This window comes from Micromonospora sp. TSRI0369, from assembly GCF_001905625.1.
Taxonomy (GTDB): Bacteria; Actinomycetota; Actinomycetes; order Mycobacteriales; family Micromonosporaceae; genus Micromonospora; species Micromonospora echinospora_A.
Genome location: NZ_LIVU01000002.1, coordinates 534,691 through 551,207, shown reverse-complemented (window position 1 = coordinate 551,207; position 16,517 = coordinate 534,691). Strand labels below are relative to the sequence as shown.

Genomic DNA, 16,517 nt, shown 5'->3' with positions numbered 1-16,517 from the left:
CCCGGGACCTTCGACCCTAAAAGAGGAATCCGTGAATCCTGTTTCGTGGGGATCGACCTGTTCGAGCCCCGGAAGGAGATTCGGTAGTGCTCACGGAATCCTCAGCAGCGGTCGTGACCGCCACCCTGCCCGTCGTACGGGCACACGGCGAGGCCGTCACCGGCCGCTTCTACCAGCGGATGTTCGACGCCCACCCGGGCCTGCTGGACCTGTTCAACCGGGGCAACCAGGCCACCGGGGCGCAGAAGGCCGCCCTCGCCTCGGCGGTGGTCGCGTACGCGGCGCACCTGACCGGCGACACCGGCATGCCGTGGGGGCCGGTCCTGGACCGGATCGCACACAAGCACGCCTCGCTCGGCATCACCGCCACCCAGTACCCGATCGTCGGCCGGCACCTGCTCGCCGCCGTCGGCGAGGTGCTCGGCGACGCCGTCACCCCGGCGGTGGCCGCCGCCTGGGACGAGGTCTACTGGCTGCTGGCCTGTGAGCTGATCGCCCGCGAGGCGCGGCTCTACGCGGGCGCCGGCGTACCCGAGGGCGGCCCGGTGTGGCGGGACTGGCGGGTGACCGGCCGGGCCCGGGAGAGCGCCGACGTCGTCTCGCTCACCCTCGCGCCGGCCGACGGCGGCGCCGCGCCCGGCTTCACCCCCGGCCGGTACGTCTCGGTCGCTGTCGACCTGGACGGCGGCCGGGGACAGCAGATCCGCCAGTACAGCCTCTCCGGCCGCCCCGGCGCGCAGGAGTGGCGGATCACCGTGAAGCGGGTACGCGGCGCGGGCGGCGCGCCCGACGGGATGGTCTCCGGTCACCTGCACGAGCGGGTCGCGGTCGGTGACACGCTGCGGCTCAGCCCGGCGTTCGGCGAGGTGGACGCGGCCGGCGGCGACGGACCGCTGCTGCTGGTCAGCGCCGGCATCGGGCTCACCCCGGCGATGGCGGCGCTGGCCCACCTGGCCGACCGGGACCCCGGGCGACGGGTGACGCTGGCGCACGCCGACCGCGCCGCCGAGGCGCACGCGCTGCGCCAGGAGCTGCCCGCGCTGCAGCAGCGGCTGCCGAACCTGGCCGTCCACCTCTGGTATCTCGACGCCGCCGGAGCCGACCTGCCGGGCCTGAAGGCGGAGGTGTCCGCCGGGCTGATCGACCCGGACCGCGTCCCGCTGCCCGCCGGGGTGACCGCGCACCTGTGCGGCCCGGTCGCGTTCATGAACCTGGTCCGGGCCAACCTGCTGCGCCGGGGTGTGCCGGACGAGCAGATCGCCTACGAGGTGTTCGGCCCCGGGATGCTGCCGGGCTGACGGCCCGCGGCCAAACAGGACTCCACAGACCCGTTTTCGGTACCGGGACACGCGCCGATGCCCTGGCCAGGGCCGGGAGCCTCCACAGCGGAGGAGGCGGGCCCGCGGAGAAGTCGACGATCTCCTGGTTAGGGGCGCAAGCCGAGGGTACGGGTCCTCCATGCGCATCGACACGCCCGTGGAGGCGGCGCGCCGGCTGACCGAGGACGCCGACGCCGCGTACCGACTCGGCGCACGGGCGCGCGAGGTGGCGAAGGAGCGGTCCGGTCCGGACCGCTCCTCGCCGACTGGGACCGGATCCTGGAGGACGAGAACATGCGCATCGCGATGATTTCCCAGCACGCCAGCCCGCTCGCCGCACCCGGCGGGGAGGACGCGGGCGGCCAGAACACGCACGTGGCGGAACTCGCGTCCGCGCTCACCGTTGCCGGCCACGACGTCCGCGTCTACACCCGCCGTGACTCCCCCGCGCTGCCCGAGGCGGTCGACGCGCCGGACGGCTACCAGGTGTGCCACGTGCCGGCCGGTCCCGCGCGCCGGGTGCCGAAGGACGACCTGCTGCCGTACACGGGCGAGTTCGGGAGCCGGCTGGCCGACACCTGGCGGCGCGGCAGCTGGACCCCGGACGTGGCGCACGCGCACTTCTGGATGAGCGGGCTGGCCACCGTGCACGCGAGCCGTCGCACCGGCGTGCCGACCGTGTTGACGTACCACTCGCTCGGCGCGGTCAAGCGTCGCCACCAGGGCGTGCGGGACACCAGTCCCCCAGGGCGCGCCGGTTACGAGCGGGCGCTCGGCCGGGCCGCGGACCGGATCGTCGTGCAGTGCTCCGACGAGGTCGCCGAACTGGTCCGGATGGGCGTACCCCGGTCCCGGATGGCCCTCGTGCCGTCCGGCGTCAACGAGGCGGTGTTCCGCCCGGACGGCCCGGTCGCGCCCCGCGACCCGGTCCGCCCTCGCATCCTCACTGTCGGGCGGATGGTCGAACGCAAGGGCTTCCTGGACGTGGTCCGGGCGCTGCCAGCGGTGCCGGACGCGGAGTGCGTGGTGGTCGGCGGCCCGCCGGCCCACCTGCTGCCCGCCGACACGTTCGCCCGCCGGCTGTCAGCGCTCGCCGACTCGTGCGGCGTGGCCGACCGGGTACGGCTGCTCGGCGGCGTGCCGCGCGAGGAGATGGCCGCCTGGTACCGGTCGGCGGACGTGCTCGTGGCCGCCCCCTGGTACGAGCCGTTCGGGCTCACCCCGCTGGAGGGCATGGCCTGCGGCGTGCCGGTGATCGGCACGAACGTGGGCGGCATCGCCGACAGCGTGGTGGACGGGCTCACCGGCGACCTGGTGCCGCCGCGTGACCCCCGCGCGCTCGGCACCGCGCTGCGCCGGCTGCTCGGCGACAACGTGCGCCGGTTCGCGTACGCCACCGCCGCGCTCGACCGCGTCCGCAGCCGGTACTCCTGGAGGCGCTGCGCGGAGCAGCTCGTCGCCGTCTACGGCGCGCTGACGAACGCGGCCCGGCCCGCACCGGCGGTGGCGTGAGGCCGCGCACGTGTGCCGGCGCAACGGGTCCGGCCACCCTTGCTACCCACCGGTAAGGTCCGGGCCGTACCCTGATCCGGGTGAGCGGGGACTACACCCAGGAGTTCGTGGACGTCGACGGCGCGCGCATCGGTGTGCAGGTCTACCCGGAGCCGGCCGGTCCGCCCGGCGCGCCGGTGGTGCTGATCTGGCCGGCCATGGGCGTGCGCGCCCGCTACTACCGGCCGTTCGCCGCCGCGCTGCGTGACGCCGGGCTGGCGGTGATCGTGGCCGACCTGCGCGGCACCGGCGAGAGCACCCCGGCGCCGTCGCGCGCCTGCCGGTACGGCTACCAGGAGATGGCCGCCGACGTCGGCGCCGTGCTCGACGCGCTCAAGCCCCGGCTGGACGGGCGGACCCGGCTGCTGCTCGGGCACTCCCTCGGCGGTCAGGTGGCGGTGCTGCACCAGGCGCTGCACGACGCCGACCGGGTGGACGGGCTGGCCCTGGTGGCGGTGGGGCTGCCGTGGTGGCGGCGGTACCCGGGTCTGCGCGGGTGGGGCGTGCTGCCGTACACCCAGGGGATCGCCGCGACGGCGCGGCTGCTCGGCGTCTGGCCCGGCTGGGGTTTCGGCGGCCGGCAGGCCGCCGGTGTGATCCGCGACTGGGCGCACACCGCCCGCACCGGCCGGTTCCCGGCGCTGGACGGCGTGGACACGGAGGCCGCCGTGCGGCGGATCCGCACCCCGGTGCTCGCGGTCAGCGTCGACGACGACCAGTACACGCCGCACGAGACGCTCGACCACCTCTGCGAGAAGCTGGCCGAGGCCCCGGTGACGCGGCACCGCTACACGGTCGCCGAGGCGGGCGCGCCGCTGGACCACTTCACCTGGGTACGCGCATCGGCGCCGCTGGCCGCCCGGATCGCCGCGTTCGCGGGCACGCTCCCCCGGCGGTGAGCCACGCCCGGGCGTGAGTCGCCCGATCGTGGGTATGCCGCACCGCCCGAACACGGCGGAGGGGGATCTGATGTCAGAACGGCACACCACGCTGCGCTCGATGCACGACCTGGGCCTGGCGGCCTGGTTCGGCGGTTCCCTGATGGGGGCGCTCGGCGTCAACGGCGCGGCGGCACGGATCAACGACACGACCCAGCGGCTACCGGTGGCCTCGGCCGGCTGGGCACGATGGACGCCGGTCAACGCGGCGGCGATCGGGGCCCACCTGGCCGGCGCGGTCGGCGAGCTGGTCACCGAGAGCCCGCGGATGGCCCGCCAGGCGGGCGTGGGGAAGATCAGCGCGGTGAAGACCGCGCTGACGCTCGGCGCGCTGGCGGTGACCGGTTACAGCCGGATGGTCGGCAGGCGGCTGGAACGGGCCGGCGGTCCGCCGGTCGAGGGGATCACCGAGCCGAACCACCACACACCGGCGAACGTCGCCGCCAGCCAGCGGCAGATGAAGCTGCTCCAGTGGGCGGTGCCGGCGATGACCGGCGCGCTGGTCGTGGTGTCGGCGTACATGGGTGAGCAGCAGAAGCCGGGGCAGGTGTTCCGGGGGATGCTGGACCGCGCGGGCGGACTCGTGTCCGCGCCGAAGAACATCGGCAAGGTCGCCGCCGTCGGCGCGGCCGGCCGTCATCTGGTCGGGGCCGCCCGCTGACCACCGCGCGGCCGACGGCCCACATCGGGGTGGGCCGCCGGCCGCGCGGTGCCCCGGGACCGGACCGGCCACGCCGGTGGCCAGGCAGCCAAGGTGAGGTGACCATGACCAGCAGGGACCGCACGGGTACGGGCGACGGGCGCGGGCCGGAGTCGGCCGCGCCGTGGGGCACCACCGGCGGCTTCGACGCCGACGCGCCGTGGGGCGCGGGTGACGACGACCCGATGGACGAGGGCAGCGAGGAGACGGCAGTGCCCGAGGGGCGGCTCGGTGAGCGCCGGGCGGCCGGTGCCGGACCGGGCGGGCCGAAGGCGGGCCGGCACGGGTTCGGCACCGTCGAGCCGACCCGGACGCCGGAGGCCGGACCGGGCGCGCCGCCGGATCCGGCCCCGTCGGCGCGGACGTTCCCGGACGACCGCGCGGACGGCGACCTCGGTGACAACGCGCTGGAGGAGGCGACCGGGATGCGCCCGGAGACCCGCCCCTGAGCGCAGCCGTCAGGACCCGGTGCCGTCCTCGCCCGGCCGGCCCGGCGCCGACGGCTCGTTGTCCGGCACCGGCGACTCCGCCACCGGGTGCCCGGTGTCGTCCACCAGGCCCGGCGCCATGCTGCCGCCGTGGGCCTCCTCGGCCTCCCGGGTCGCCCGCGGGTCCCGCTCGTCCTCGCCGCGCCGCTGCTCCACTGATCCCCCTTCGTGGTCGTCCACGAACCCGGCGGTACCCGGGGGGAAGCCGGGAAAACCTCAGGCGCGCGCGGCGGCGGGCGCCACGCCGAGCAGGTCGGCCAGGCTCGCGGCGTCGCGCTGGGCCTGGTCGCCGCAGCAGTTGTTCATCAGCACGTGCAGCTCGGCGCACTGGCCGGCCAGCTCGCGCAGCAGCACCGACCAGTGCCGCAGCTCCCGCTCGCCGTAGGCGTAGCGGAATCGCTCCTGCTTGTCCCCGCTCTCCCAGGCCGTGCTGTGCCCGTGGAACCGGATCACGGCCAGGTCGGTGGTGGCGACCAGGATCGGCGGCACCGAGGAGACGTGCCCCTGCGGCATGTCCACGCAGGCGTACCCGAGGTCGTTCTCGCGCAGGAACGTCACGGTGTCGGCCATCGCGTCCTCGGTGAACCAGGAGGAGTGCCGCAGCTCGACGGTGACCGGCCAGGGGCGGCAGCGCCGCGCGGCGTCCAGGATCCGCCGCCGGGCCGCGTCGGTGCGGGCCAGCCACGGCGGGAACTGCAACAGCACGGCGCCGAGCCGGTCGGCCGCCGCGAGCGGCGCCAGCGCCGCGTGGAACCGGTCCCACAGCTCGTCGTACGCCCCGGCGGGCAGGTCGCGCCACCGGACCCGGTTCGGACCGCCGGCCGGGCGCAGGTCCTTGGGCAGCGCGTCGACCGGGGTGTGGTGGCCGGTGAAGAGGCGGAACGCCTTGACGTCGAAGGTGAAGCCGGGCGGGGTGGCCGCCGCCCAGCCCGCCGTGGTCTCCGGCGCCGGCACCGCGTAGTACGACGTGTCCACCTCGACCAGGCCGAAGCGCTCGGCGTAGAAGCCCAGCCGGCCGGCGGGCGTGTTGACCCCGCGCGGATACCACCCGGAGCGGACCAGCATCTGGTCGGCCCACGAGGACGTGCCCACCTTGATGACACCCATGTAATTCAGTTCACCGCGACCGCCGGACATCGGCAACCGGAGATGCGATCCGGGCCGTGACCGGCACCGGGGTGACCGACCTCACCGGCGGTCCGCCGGGCGAAGTGTGACGCGGGGCGGGGTGGCGGCGCTGAGGGTCACGAGATGGACGCATCCGGCCTGGACCAGGAAACCGTCGAGCGGCTGCTCGCCGGCCGCCCCGGCGACACGTCGTCCGCTCCGCCGGGGCTGATGGCCGTACTGGCCGCCGTCCGGACCGCGCCCGGCACGGGCGAACTCGACGGGGAGGCGGCAGCGGTCGCGGCGTTCCGGAAGGCCCGGCGCGCACGCCGTCGCCGCCGCGTCCGTTTCGGTGTCCGGGTGGCCGTGTCCGCGCTCGCCGCATCCCTCACCAGCGGCGTCGCGCTCGCCGCGACCGGGAACCTGCCGCACGCCGCGCGCCCGGCGGCGCCGCCGGTCGGCACCGCGCCGCCCGCGCCGTCGGCCCGCCCGGCCCTGCCGGCCGTCTCACCGGCGACCCGGGCGCCGCAGCAGTCCGCGCCGCCCGGCCTCTGCGTCGCGTACCGGGCCCTCGTCGAAGCGGACCGGGGACGCGCCCTGGCCACACCCGCGTTCAGCGACCTCGTCGCCGCGGCCGGGGGCCGCGAGCGCGTGCCGGACTACTGCGCCGCGCTGCTGGGCGACGACGACCCGCCGGGGAAGGCCCACGGCGGGCGGGGCGGCGGCAGATCCGCTCACCCGGTCCAGCCGTCCGGCGTCCCGCCGGGCACGGACGTCCTCCCGCCGGGGCAGGCGAAGCGGTCCTCCGGCACGCCGCCCGGGCGGCATACCGGCTGACGACCGGCTGGTAGCTTCTGCCCGGTGACCCCCCGGCGTCGCCGACCGGCGATCCTCCTCCGCGTCGCAGTGGTGCTCGCCGTGCTGGCCGGCATCGTGCTCACCGCGCTCGGCCCGGCCACGCTGACCGGCCTGCTGCCGTACTTCACCATCCAGAGCAACGTGGCGGTCGGCGTCCTCGCCGGCTACGCCGCCTGGTGCGCGCTGCGCGGCCGGCCGGAGCCGCCGAGCGTCCTCAAGGGTGCGGTGACCCTCTACATCACCATCACCGGCACGGTCTACCACCTGGTGCTGGCCAACCCGGCCAGCCCGTTCGCCATGGCGCAGCCGGACCGGCAGCCGGGCGAGTGGTGGGGCAACCAGTTCCTGCACACAGTGGTGCCGCTGCTGGCGGTCGCCGACTGGGCGCTGTTCGACAGGCGCGGCCGGTTGCGCCCCCGCTACGCCGCCTGGTGGCTGGCGTTCCCGCTGGCGTACCTCGGGTTCGCGCTGGTACGCGGCCTGGTGGTGGACCGCTATCCGTACCCGTTCCTGGACGCGGGCCGCCTCGGGTACGACGGGGTGGCAGTGAGCGCGGTCGGGTTCGCCCTGGCGTTCTGGCTGCTGGGCCTGCTGTTCGTGGGCGTGGACTGGCTGCTCGCCCGGACCGGCCGGTCCGGGGCGGCGCAGTCCCCGCCGGCCGCGCCGCCGCCCACGCCGGCGGATTCGCCGGTGCCGGTCCGGCCGGCCTCGCGGGAGCCCACCGGCTCGGGCTGACCGCTGTCGGCCGGTCGGACGCGGCGCGGGCACGGCCACGCCCGGGGGTGGGCGGGTCAGGCGGCCCGCCGCGCGTCCTCGCCCGCCCGCAGCCGCCGGCTCCTGCTGCGCTCCCGGCCGTAGGCGTCGGCCCGTCCCCACCGGCCCGGCACGTCCAGCAGCTCGATCCGCCCGTAACCGGCCGGGACCGCCGGGCTCACCAGCAGGTTGGGGCCGCAGGGGCGCAGCCCCAGCATGGTCGAGAGCAGCATCAGCAGACCCCCAGCGGCCCACGACTGCGGCCGCCCGGCGTCAGGCATCTGAACCGGGTACTTGGTGACCCCGCGCGGGTAGCCGGCGAAGGCCTCCGGGATCGAGCCACCGAGCGTCTCCGCCGCCGCGAACATGCCGGCGGCGATGTCGCCCGCCTCCGCCTCGTAGCCGTACCGCCGCAGGCCCGCCGCGACTATCGCGTTGTCCCACGGCCAGACCGCGCCGAGATGCGCGCCCACCGGGTTGTACGGCGTCTGCCCCTGGGCGTAGGTGCGTACGCCCCAGCCGGAGTACAGGTCCGGTCCGCACAGGTGCCCGGCCAGCGAGTCGGCGCGTTCCGGCTCGACGATGCCGCTCCACAGCAGGTGGCCGAGGTGGGAGGTGAGCGCGTCGACGGGCTCGCCGTCCGGGGTGAGGGCCAGCGCGTAGTAGCCCCGGTTCGGCAGCCAGAAGTCCCTGTCGAACCGCTCCCGCAGCCGTGCCGCGTCGGCCTCCAGCCGGTCGGCGTAGCCCGGGTCGCCCCAGAACTCCCGGGCCAGCCGGGCGCCGCGGATCCGCGCGTCGTACGCGTACCCCTGAAGCTCGCAGGTGGCCCGCGGGTGCGGCGGCACGACGCCGTGCCGGTCGACCACCGAGTCCGGGGAGTTGCGCCAGGTCTGGTTGGTCACCCCGCTCGCCGTGTTGCGCGGGTGGTAGCGCAGGTAGCCGTCACCGCACAGGTCGCCGTAGCGGGTCAGCCAGTCCAGCGCCATGCGGGCCGGATGACGCAGCTCGTGGACCAGGTCGACGTCGCCGGTCCACCGCTCGTACTCGTCGAGCAGGATCACGAACAGCGGCGTGGTGTCCGCCGCGCCGTAGTAGAGCGCGGTGGGCTGCTCGTCGAACGCGGCCGCCTCGCCGTACCGCAGCTCGGCGAGGATCTTGCCGGGCTCCTCCTCGCGCAGGTCGTCGAGCCGGCCGCCCTGCAACATGGCCAGCATGTGCAGCGTGGCCGGGGTCAGCTCGGGCGTGAACGGGAGGGTCTGGAGGCAGGTGATCAGCGCGTCCCGCCCGTACAGCGTCATCGCCCAGGGCAGCCCGCCCACCGGCACCTGGTCGACGTACGCCAGCGGCGTGTACCGCAGCGCGGCCAGGTCGCTCAGCGCCTGCCGGTACGCGGCGGTCAGCGCCGGCCGGTCGGTGACCAGGTGCGGCGCCCGGTCGAACCAGCGCCGCATGTCCTCGCGCATGTCCTGCCGGACCTGCTCGCGGTGGGAGTCGATGTTCGCCCGCAGGTCCCGTCCCCGGGCCCCCTTGATGATCATGGCGACGTGCAGGTCGACGTGCCACGTGTCCTGCGGCTCGACGCGGATCCGGAAGGTCATCCCGTTCCGGTCCACCTGCGCCGGGGCCGAGCTGGAGACGCACGTCTCCCGGGTGAACCGCCCGCGCTCGTACCGGATCCGCAACCGCTGCCCGGCCGGGTCGGTGATGATCGTCGGACGGCGCGGGCCGGGACGCAGGATCTCGGAGGTGTCGGCGAAGTCGCTGCCCATCTCCAGCCGCACCGTGTACTCGGCGGGCTCGGGTGAGTGGTTGAGCACCGTGATGCTCTCGTGGTACGCCTCGTCGATGAAGCGGTGCCGGATCACCGACACGTCAGCGTCGACATAGTGGCTGGCCGCGCCGGGCACCAGCACGAAACGGGTCTCGAAGTAGGTCAGGTCGTCGCGGGACAGCGCGTGCAGCCGCTCACCGTCGACGGTGAGCACCCAGTGGCTGAGGAACCGGGTGTCGAAGGAGAAGAGGCCGATCGGAGCGGTCGGGTCGATCTCCATGTCGCCCTGCGCGTCACTCACCGCGAAGGCGTTTCCGGCGAGGACGTGGATCAGCTCCTGCCTCATCGGGTCACCGCCCGCCCGGCCGCCTCCCGGGGATGCCGGGCGTCCGGGTGCCCGGGGAAGATCCGGCGCAGCGCCATCAGCAGCTTGAGGTCGCCCTCCACGGCGATGTCGTTGCGCAGCAGCGCGGCGGCCGGATGCAGGAGGCCCGCCGCCATCCGGTCGAACACCTCCCGGTCCGCGCGGACCACCAGGTCCGCGTCCGCGGAGAGCCGGTCCACCCGGACGTCCTGACGGTCGATGGTCAGGTACCAGTGCTCGGTGCGGCCGTCGTCGTGCAGGTCCAGGCGAATGGTGCCGCAGGTGGTCTCGGGCAGCTCCGGGTTCCGGCCGGCGGCGGCCCGGGTCAGGTGTTCCGCGGCCGAGACGCTCATCGGGCCTCCTCGTCGGTCGTCGCGGCCACCCGCCTGACGGCGCCGCCCGTGCCGCGAGGATCCCCGTGCCCCGGGTGAGGCGAACTCACCCGGTCCGGGTGAGGCGCGGCGGCGCGCCGGGTAACCACCGGCCATGGTGACGACCGGGAACGCCGCCGCCGACCGGGTGCTGCTCGCGCTGCTGACGATGCAACGCGAGTCCTGGGAGCAGGGCATCCTCGGCCAGGCCCTGCTCGACCTCGGCCTGGACGAGGCCGCCGGGCGCCCCGGGCCGCCGACGGCACGCTGTTCCACCTGCTCGACGGCCGCCAGGTCTGGGCGGACACGGTCTACATGGTGGTGCCGCTGCTGGCGCTGACCGGGCACGCCGGACCGGCCGCCGCGCAGGTGGCCGGGCACCGGGAGCGGCTGCACGACAGCCGCACCGGCCTGTACGCCGCCCGCTGGGACGAGGACCGGGGCGAACTGGACCGGCCCGAACCATGGGGCACCGGCAACGGCTGGGTGGTAGCCGGGATCGCCCGCGCGCTGCGCCTCGCGCCGGACTGGCCGGGCCCGCTCCGCGCCGAGCTGGCCGCGCACGTCGAGGAGGTGCTGACGGCCTGCCTCGCGTACCGGGGCGCCGACGGCCTCTTCCCCGACGTGCTCGACGACCCCGGCGCGTTCCGCGAGGCGAACACGGCCCAGCTGCTCGGGTACGCGGCGCTCACCGGAGTGGCCGACGGATGGCTGCCCCGGTCCTGGTTCGACGTGGGAGCGGAGCTGCTGGCCGCCGCCGGCCGGCGGGTCGACGGGTACGGCCGGGTGACAGGGGTCAGCGGGGCGCCGGACTTCGCGGGACCGGGCACCTCCCCCGAGGCGCAGGCGTGCCACCTGCTCGGGCACGCCGCGCTGCGCCGGGCGGCGCTCAACCCAGGATGAGCCCGCGCACGTAGGCGGCCTGACCGACGTGCTGGAAGTCGTCGTCGAGCACGCTGACCAGCCGCACCCCGAGCGTCACCGGCGGATCCCAGTTCTCGTCCACCACCCGGTCCAGGTCGGCCGGGCGCAGCCCGCGCAGGTAGCCCAGGCTACGGTCCACCACCGCCCGGTGGTAGTCGAGCAGCACGCCGCCGCTCTCCGGGCGTACCGCGGCGATCTGCTCCGGGCCGTGCCCGAAGCCGGTCTCGGCGGGGTCGGGTCGCAGAGAGCACCGCGCCGCCCAGTCGCCGCCGGCCCAGAGCTGCGGCTCGCCCATCACGTCGGCGACGTGGTCGTCCTGGATCCGGGTCAGGTGCCAGACCAGCCAGCCGACCGGATTCGCCCCCTCGGCCGGCGCCCGCCGCAGCTGGGCCGCGTCGAGCCCGTCGAGCGCCCCGGCGACCATGTCGGGCAACCGGCCGTACGCCTCGATCAGCACGTCCGTCGCGTCCACGCGGCCTCACTCCCCTCGCTCGTCTGCTGCCGTTCCCCGGGCAGTACCGCCCAGCGTGCCCGGCAAACCTCGTCGCGGGACCCGACATCTAGGGTGATCGGGTGGTCGCGGCGCTGGAGCTGTATCTCGACACCGACGCCACCCGGCGCATCCGGGTGCTGTGGGACCTCCTGGAGTCCGACGGGGTGCCGAGCCTGCGGTCACTGCTGGCGCAGCGGCACCGCCCGCACGTGTCGCTGGCGGTGGCACCCCGCCTGGACCCGCACCGGGTCGCCGAGGCGCTGTCCGGAACCGTGGTGGCCGCGCCGCTGCGGCTGGAGTTCCAGCACGCCGGCCAGTTCGTCGGGCGGGTGCTGTGGCTCGGGCCGGCGCCGACGCCCGAGCTGCTGGCGCACCACGCCGAGGTGCACGACCGGCTGGCGCGGGCCGGTGTCGAGGTGGTGGAGCACTACCGGCCGGGACGCTGGGTGCCGCACTGCACGCTGTCCATGCGGGTGCCGAACCCGCTGATGGGCGCGGCCGTACGCCGATGCCTGGAGGTGCTGCCGCTGACCGCGACGGTGGTCGGCGCGGCGGTGGCCGACCACGCCCGCGACATCTCCCACCCCCTCCCCTGACCCTCTCCCCCAGCTCTCCCCTCCCCCGGGCTCCCCTCCCCCGGCTCCCACGCCGGCTCGGGGAGGTGGCTGCATCAGACCACCTCCGATGTCCCCACTTCCCCGACCTGGCGTCGATCATGGGCATCCCGCACCGAAGCGGGGACCCGCTCGCACCACCACCCGCCGAGCGCCTGGCCCCACCCCGGCCCACCACGAGCCACCTCGCCGAGCGACCCGGCCCGGCCCGCGGCCGTGATCCACACCAGCTCGCCGAGGTGGTGCCATCCCGACCCATGATCAACACCAGCTCGGGGAAGTGGGGGCATCAGAGGCCCTCCGATGCAGCCACTTCCGCGAACTGGTGACGATCTTGAGGCTCGACCCCGCGCGGCAGCCATCGCAGCTACGCGAGCAACAGCCAGCCGACACCAACCAGCCGAGGCGCGCACCTCTCCCACCGCCAACAACTCCCCCGACGTCCGTGATCCACACCAGCTTGGCGAAGTGGTGCCATCCCGCTCCAAGATCAACACCAGTTCGGGGAAGTGGGGGCATCAGAACCCATCCGATGCAGCCACCTCCCCGAACTGGTGACGATCTTGGGCGGGTCAGTGCGGGGTGGGGTCAGTGCGGGTGAGGTCGAGCAGGAACGTCGGGTGGTCGGGCTGTGGGCACGGGTCGCCCCGGTGGCCGAGCCGCTCGTAGAACGGCGCCGCCCGCTCGTGGTGGGCCTGCCACTCCAGGTGCCGCGCCCGGCCGGCCGCCCAGCGGCGGACCGCCGTGAACAGCACTCGGCCCACCCCGTCACGCCGACGGTCTGGACGGACGTACAGGTCGTGCAGGCGTACGGTGCGGTGCGCGTCGCCGGAGCGCAGGTGCGGGCCGTGGTCCTGGGCGGCGGCGTACCCGATCAACCCGTCGGCGCCGGTGGCGCCGAGCAGCGCCCAGCGGGGGTCGGCGAGCAGCGCGGCGAAGCGGAGCCGGTGGGCCTCCGGCGGCTCGTCGCCGACGCCCATGTCCCGCATCATCGGCCAGAGCGCCGGCCAGTCCGGCACGCGCAGTTCCCGCACGCTGATCGACATCGGTCCAGGATGCGGGCGTGACAGCGTGGCGGCGACCGGGTTTCGCGCCATCTGCGGCTGCCCTGACGATCGCGGCCGAACCGACGCAAGCTGGTAAAAGCGCAGGTCAGAGCCATTCTGGCCACCCGAAGACGTGCGGCTGGAGCGGCAGCGAAACACGTCGAAGGAGATCCTCATGGCCGCACCCGTCGTCCGCTCCGTCACCGCCGACCAGACCGTCCTGCTGCCCGGGCAGTCGACCACCGTACGGGTCGACGCCTACCACCCCGACTCGCGGCTGCTGACGCTCGCCGGCCGGGTCAGCGACCCCACCGGCGTCACCTGGGACAGCCCGGTCCGGGTGGATCTGAGCGTCCCGCTGACCGTCCAGCTCGCCAGCGCCTCGCCCGGGGTGACTGTCACACCGGCCGGCGCCGAACCGGGCCGCTTCACAGTCACCGTGCTGGCCGGCCGGGGCACGGTGACGCTGACCGCGACGGCGCGTGACGGCGCCGGCCGCACCGGCACGGGCACCACCACGCTGACCGTGCCGCTGCTGGTCGGGATGAGCGCCGAGAAGGGCGCGCGGACGCAGCGGGCGGTGGCCGACTTCCCGGGCATCCGCTACATGCGCGACTTCGGCACCGACGGTCCGGACGCGGACACGCTGCCGGAGCTGCCCGCGCTCAACACCGGGAAGTTCGCCGACGCGCCGTCGGCCGTCATGCACGTCAGCTGGAAGGACGACGTCGAGCAGCTGGCCGGCTGGCTCGACGGCGTGAACCGCCCGATCTACCTGACCTGGTACCACGAGCCGATGGGCGACGTGGCCCCGGCCACGTACCGGGCGACGGCCAGCCGGGTGACGCAGATCGTGGCCGCTCACCGCAACCGGCGCTGGGTGCTCGGGCACGGCCCGATCGTGACCCGCTACTGGCTGGACGAGGGACGCGGCAACCCGACCGACTGGGGTTACCCGGGCATGACCCACTACGGCGTGGACTGCTACTCGCGGGACACCGCCGCGTACTGGCCGGCCTCGCGGATGTTCGGCGTGGCCTTCGGCAAGGTGCGTGCCGCGTACCCGGGTATCCGGTTGCTGGTCCCGGAGTACGGCCTGAGCCGCACCGCCGCCGACACCACCGGCGCGGGCCGGGCGCGCACCGTCCGGGAGCACGTCACCTGGCTGCGTCAGCAGAACGACGTGGACGCGATCGCGTACTGGAACAACTGGGCCGAGTTCGAGCTGGGCGACCCGCCGCCCGAGGCCACGGCCTGGCGGGACCTGCAGGTGGGCACGGCATAGACTGGGCCCATGAGGCAGAGCCGGTGACCAGCGGGGGCGTGTCGTACCCGGGTTACACCCACGGCTGCCTCACCTACGAGGATCCGGCCACGCTGCGCGCGCTGGCGGTCGAGCAGGTCACCGCCGGCCTCGCCGCCGGGGAGCAGGTCTGGGTGGTGGGCCCGCAGGATCGCGCCACCATGGCCGGCTGGCTGAGGTCGGTGCCCGGGGTCGACGCCGCACGCCGGCGGGACGCGTTGCGCCTGCTCCCCGTCGGCGAGGCGTACCGGCACGACGAGATCGTCGACCCGGAGCGGCAGGTCCGGGCGTACGCGCGGGCCACCACCGAGGCGCTGGCCGCCGGTCACACCGGCCTGCGGGTGCTGGCCGAGGCGACCAGCCTGGTCCGCACCCCCGCCCAGCGGGACGCCTTCGCCCGCTACGAGCACCGCATCGACCACTGGATGCGGCACCGGCCGATGTCGGCGGTCTGCGCCTACGACCGCCGGCAGCTCGGCGACGCGGCGATCGAGGAGCTGGCCTGCCTGCACCCGCAGACCAACGCCGATGTGCTGTTCCGGCTGCACTCCGGCGGGGGTGACGCGGTGGTGGCGCTCGGCGGCGAACTGGACCCGTCGAACCACCGGGGCTTCGCGGTGGCGCTGGAGCGGGCCGACCCGCGGCCGGTGGCCGGCCGGCTCGTGTTCGACGCCGCCGAGCTGCGTTTCGTGGATCACCGCAGCCTGCTGCACCTGCGTGACCACGCCCGCCGCCACGACGCCGTCGCGGTGCTGCGCACGCCGCACCAGGCGCCGGCCCGGCTGGTCGAGCTGCTCGGCCTGACCGAGGTGCGGGTGGAGGTGCTCAGATGAGGACCGGCGCCGCCTCCGGTCACGTGGGCTACTTCCACGAGGCGTTCCTCTACGACTCCGACGAGGAGCTGCTCGCCGTGGCTGTGCCGTTCCTGCTGGACGGGCTCGCCGCGGGTGAACCGACGGCGGTGAACCTCGACGAGCCCAACGCCGAGCTGGTGCGCCGGGCGCTGCCCGCCGGCGCCGACGTCACGTTCCTGCCGGTCGGCGACCTCTACGCCCGGCCCAGTGTCGCGCTGCGCGCCTACCGGGAGCGCCTGGCCTCGTACATGGCGGAGGGAGCGGCGCAGATCCGGGTGGTCGGCGAGCTGCCGCCGGTGGTGCTCGGCGCGACCTGGGACTGGTGGGCCCGCTACGAGTCGGCTATCAACCACGCCTACGACGACTTCCCGCTCTGGAGCATCTGCGCCTACGACCGCCGCAGCACCCCCGCGCGCGTGCTGGCCGACGTGGCGCGTACCCATCCCCGGGTGGCCCGGCCGGACGGCGGGCACGAGACGGTCGATCTCTACACCGACCCGATGAGCTACCTGACCGAGCCGCGTCCGGCGCCGCTGGACCCGGTGCAGCGGACGGCGCCGCTCGTCGATCTGATCGACCCGACGCCGGCCCGGGCCCGGGCGGAGGTGCGCGCCGCCGACAACGGCCTGCTCCCGCCGGACAGCGCCGACGGGCTGGTCATCGCGGTGAGCGAGGTGGTGAGCAACGCGCTGCGCCACGGCGAGCCGCCGGTGCGGATGCGGCTGTGGCGCGCCCCCGACCGGATCGTGGTCACCGTCCACGACCGGGGCCCCGGACCGAAGGACCCGTACGCCGGGCTGCTGCCCGTCGGCGACGGCTCCGACGGCGGGCTGGGTCTCTGGATCAGTCACCAGAGTTGCGACCACGTGACGCACCACCGCGACGCGAGCGGCTTCACCATCCGTCTGACGGCGGGGAACCCGCACTTCCCGGTCTGACCGCGACGCCGGTCGGCGGGCAGCGGGCGGGGCGGGGCGAGACGCGCGCGCGGACGCGGTACCGTAGCGCCTCATCGTGCCCTGCGGGGCGGTCATCCGCCGGCCTGGCGCTGGCGAACCGACGG

The 16,517-nt window shown here is 75.1% G+C and carries 19 protein-coding genes; 13 read left to right on the top strand and 6 right to left on the bottom strand.

Annotated features, from left to right (window positions below):
- The first annotated feature begins 86 nt into the window (after positions 1 to 86).
- From AMK25_RS07810 to AMK25_RS07790, 5 genes are all read left to right on the top strand, one after another.
- Positions 87 to 1,298, top strand: a complete 1,212-nt coding sequence (locus AMK25_RS07810) for a globin domain-containing protein (RefSeq protein WP_073827452.1) — start codon at positions 87 to 89, stop codon at positions 1,296 to 1,298.
- 315 nt (positions 1,299 to 1,613) lie between these two features.
- Positions 1,614 to 2,831, top strand: a complete 1,218-nt coding sequence (locus AMK25_RS07805) for a glycosyltransferase (protein WP_073827451.1) — start codon at positions 1,614 to 1,616, stop codon at positions 2,829 to 2,831.
- 80 nt (positions 2,832 to 2,911) lie between these two features.
- The gene (locus tag AMK25_RS07800) at positions 2,912 to 3,769 is read left to right on the top strand and encodes an alpha/beta hydrolase family protein (protein ID WP_073827450.1); all 858 of its coding nucleotides are present in this window, start codon (positions 2,912 to 2,914) and stop codon (positions 3,767 to 3,769) included.
- Between the two features lie 70 nt (positions 3,770 to 3,839).
- On the top strand, positions 3,840 to 4,469 hold the full coding sequence (locus AMK25_RS07795) for a hypothetical protein (RefSeq protein WP_073827784.1): 630 nt from the start codon (positions 3,840 to 3,842) through the stop codon (positions 4,467 to 4,469).
- A 104-nt stretch (positions 4,470 to 4,573) separates the two neighbouring features.
- Positions 4,574 to 4,957: a hypothetical protein gene (locus AMK25_RS07790; protein WP_073827449.1), complete on the top strand. Its 384-nt coding sequence runs from the start codon at positions 4,574 to 4,576 to the stop codon at positions 4,955 to 4,957.
- A gap of 9 nt (positions 4,958 to 4,966) precedes the next feature.
- Here the strand turns inward: AMK25_RS07790 and AMK25_RS07785 are convergent, their stop codons facing one another.
- Positions 4,967 to 5,176 carry a GTPase activator gene (locus AMK25_RS07785; RefSeq protein WP_073827448.1) on the bottom strand — a complete coding sequence of 70 codons (210 nt, stop codon included), beginning with the start codon at positions 5,174 to 5,176 and terminating at the stop codon, positions 4,967 to 4,969.
- A gap of 36 nt (positions 5,177 to 5,212) precedes the next feature.
- Positions 5,213 to 6,103 (bottom strand): DUF72 domain-containing protein, encoded by an 891-nt coding sequence (locus AMK25_RS07780; protein WP_073827447.1) that lies wholly within the window; start codon positions 6,101 to 6,103, stop codon positions 5,213 to 5,215.
- A 144-nt stretch (positions 6,104 to 6,247) separates the two neighbouring features.
- Between AMK25_RS07780 and AMK25_RS07775 the strand changes: the two genes are divergently transcribed.
- The gene (locus AMK25_RS07775) at positions 6,248 to 6,940 is read left to right on the top strand and encodes a hypothetical protein (protein WP_073827446.1); all 693 of its coding nucleotides are present in this window, start codon (positions 6,248 to 6,250) and stop codon (positions 6,938 to 6,940) included.
- 24 nt (positions 6,941 to 6,964) lie between these two features.
- On the top strand, positions 6,965 to 7,696 hold the full coding sequence (locus tag AMK25_RS07770; RefSeq protein ID WP_073827445.1) for a Pr6Pr family membrane protein: 732 nt from the start codon (positions 6,965 to 6,967) through the stop codon (positions 7,694 to 7,696).
- A 56-nt stretch (positions 7,697 to 7,752) separates the two neighbouring features.
- Here the strand turns inward: AMK25_RS07770 and AMK25_RS07765 are convergent, their stop codons facing one another.
- Complete coding sequence (locus AMK25_RS07765; protein WP_073827444.1) at positions 7,753 to 9,831, bottom strand: amylo-alpha-1,6-glucosidase; 2,079 nt, start codon at positions 9,829 to 9,831, stop codon at positions 7,753 to 7,755.
- Positions 9,828 to 10,202 carry an SCP2 sterol-binding domain-containing protein gene (locus tag AMK25_RS07760; RefSeq protein ID WP_073827443.1) on the bottom strand — a complete coding sequence of 125 codons (375 nt, stop codon included), beginning with the start codon at positions 10,200 to 10,202 and terminating at the stop codon, positions 9,828 to 9,830. Before AMK25_RS07760 ends, AMK25_RS07765 begins: the two co-directional genes overlap by 4 nt.
- 133 nt (positions 10,203 to 10,335) lie before the next feature.
- On the opposite strand from AMK25_RS07760, the gene AMK25_RS32650 reads away from it, so the two are divergent.
- A complete protein-coding gene (locus AMK25_RS32650) occupies positions 10,336 to 10,560 on the top strand; it encodes a hypothetical protein (RefSeq protein WP_241826279.1) in 225 nt (74 codons plus the stop codon).
- Complete coding sequence (locus AMK25_RS07755) at positions 10,488 to 11,123, top strand: glycoside hydrolase family 88 protein (RefSeq protein WP_338013369.1); 636 nt, start codon at positions 10,488 to 10,490, stop codon at positions 11,121 to 11,123. Before AMK25_RS32650 ends, AMK25_RS07755 begins: the two co-directional genes overlap by 73 nt.
- Here AMK25_RS07755 and AMK25_RS07750 read toward each other — a convergent pair.
- Positions 11,110 to 11,616, bottom strand: coding sequence for a mycothiol transferase (locus tag AMK25_RS07750; protein WP_073827442.1), 507 nt, complete (start codon positions 11,614 to 11,616; stop codon positions 11,110 to 11,112). The genes AMK25_RS07755 and AMK25_RS07750 overlap by 14 nt on opposite strands.
- 101 nt (positions 11,617 to 11,717) lie before the next feature.
- Between AMK25_RS07750 and AMK25_RS07745 the strand changes: the two genes are divergently transcribed.
- Positions 11,718 to 12,233, top strand: a complete 516-nt coding sequence (locus tag AMK25_RS07745) for a 2'-5' RNA ligase family protein (protein ID WP_073827441.1) — start codon at positions 11,718 to 11,720, stop codon at positions 12,231 to 12,233.
- 590 nt (positions 12,234 to 12,823) lie between these two features.
- On the opposite strand, the gene AMK25_RS07740 is transcribed toward AMK25_RS07745, so the two are convergent.
- Positions 12,824 to 13,297: a GNAT family N-acetyltransferase gene (locus tag AMK25_RS07740; RefSeq protein ID WP_241826278.1), complete on the bottom strand. Its 474-nt coding sequence runs from the start codon at positions 13,295 to 13,297 to the stop codon at positions 12,824 to 12,826.
- A gap of 175 nt (positions 13,298 to 13,472) precedes the next feature.
- Here AMK25_RS07740 and AMK25_RS07735 point away from each other — a divergent pair, with 175 nt between their 5' ends.
- The 3 genes from AMK25_RS07735 to AMK25_RS07725 are packed head-to-tail and all read left to right on the top strand — an operon-like array spanning position 13,473 to position 16,392.
- Positions 13,473 to 14,582, top strand: coding sequence for a hypothetical protein (locus tag AMK25_RS07735; RefSeq protein WP_073827783.1), 1,110 nt, complete (start codon positions 13,473 to 13,475; stop codon positions 14,580 to 14,582).
- A 23-nt stretch (positions 14,583 to 14,605) separates the two neighbouring features.
- Entirely contained in the window at positions 14,606 to 15,433 is an 828-nt protein-coding gene (locus AMK25_RS07730; protein WP_073827439.1) for an MEDS domain-containing protein, read from the top strand.
- Positions 15,430 to 16,392, top strand: coding sequence for an anti-sigma factor RsbA family regulatory protein (locus AMK25_RS07725; RefSeq protein WP_073827438.1), 963 nt, complete (start codon positions 15,430 to 15,432; stop codon positions 16,390 to 16,392). The genes AMK25_RS07730 and AMK25_RS07725 overlap by 4 nt, the downstream gene beginning before the upstream one ends.
- The last annotated feature ends 125 nt before the right edge of the window (positions 16,393 to 16,517 follow it).

Bases quoted from the DNA above. Each gene is read 5' to 3' on its own strand.
- AMK25_RS07805 (WP_073827451.1), top strand. From the start codon at position 1,614: ATGCGCATCGCGATGATTTCCCAGCACGCCAGCCCGCTCGCCGCACCC.
- AMK25_RS07795 (WP_073827784.1), top strand. From the start codon at position 3,840: ATGTCAGAACGGCACACCACGCTGCGCTCGATGCACGACCTGGGCCTG.
- AMK25_RS07790 (WP_073827449.1), top strand. From the start codon at position 4,574: ATGACCAGCAGGGACCGCACGGGTACGGGCGACGGGCGCGGGCCGGAG.
- AMK25_RS07780 (WP_073827447.1), bottom strand. From the start codon at position 6,103: ATGGGTGTCATCAAGGTGGGCACGTCCTCGTGGGCCGACCAGATGCTG.
- AMK25_RS07775 (WP_073827446.1), top strand. From the start codon at position 6,248: ATGGACGCATCCGGCCTGGACCAGGAAACCGTCGAGCGGCTGCTCGCC.
- AMK25_RS07765 (WP_073827444.1), bottom strand. From the start codon at position 9,831: ATGAGGCAGGAGCTGATCCACGTCCTCGCCGGAAACGCCTTCGCGGTG.
- AMK25_RS07760 (WP_073827443.1), bottom strand. From the start codon at position 10,202: ATGAGCGTCTCGGCCGCGGAACACCTGACCCGGGCCGCCGCCGGCCGG.
- AMK25_RS32650 (WP_241826279.1), top strand. From the start codon at position 10,336: ATGGTGACGACCGGGAACGCCGCCGCCGACCGGGTGCTGCTCGCGCTG.
- AMK25_RS07740 (WP_241826278.1), bottom strand. From the start codon at position 13,297: ATGTCGATCAGCGTGCGGGAACTGCGCGTGCCGGACTGGCCGGCGCTC.
- AMK25_RS07735 (WP_073827783.1), top strand. From the start codon at position 13,473: ATGGCCGCACCCGTCGTCCGCTCCGTCACCGCCGACCAGACCGTCCTG.
- AMK25_RS07725 (WP_073827438.1), top strand. From the start codon at position 15,430: ATGAGGACCGGCGCCGCCTCCGGTCACGTGGGCTACTTCCACGAGGCG.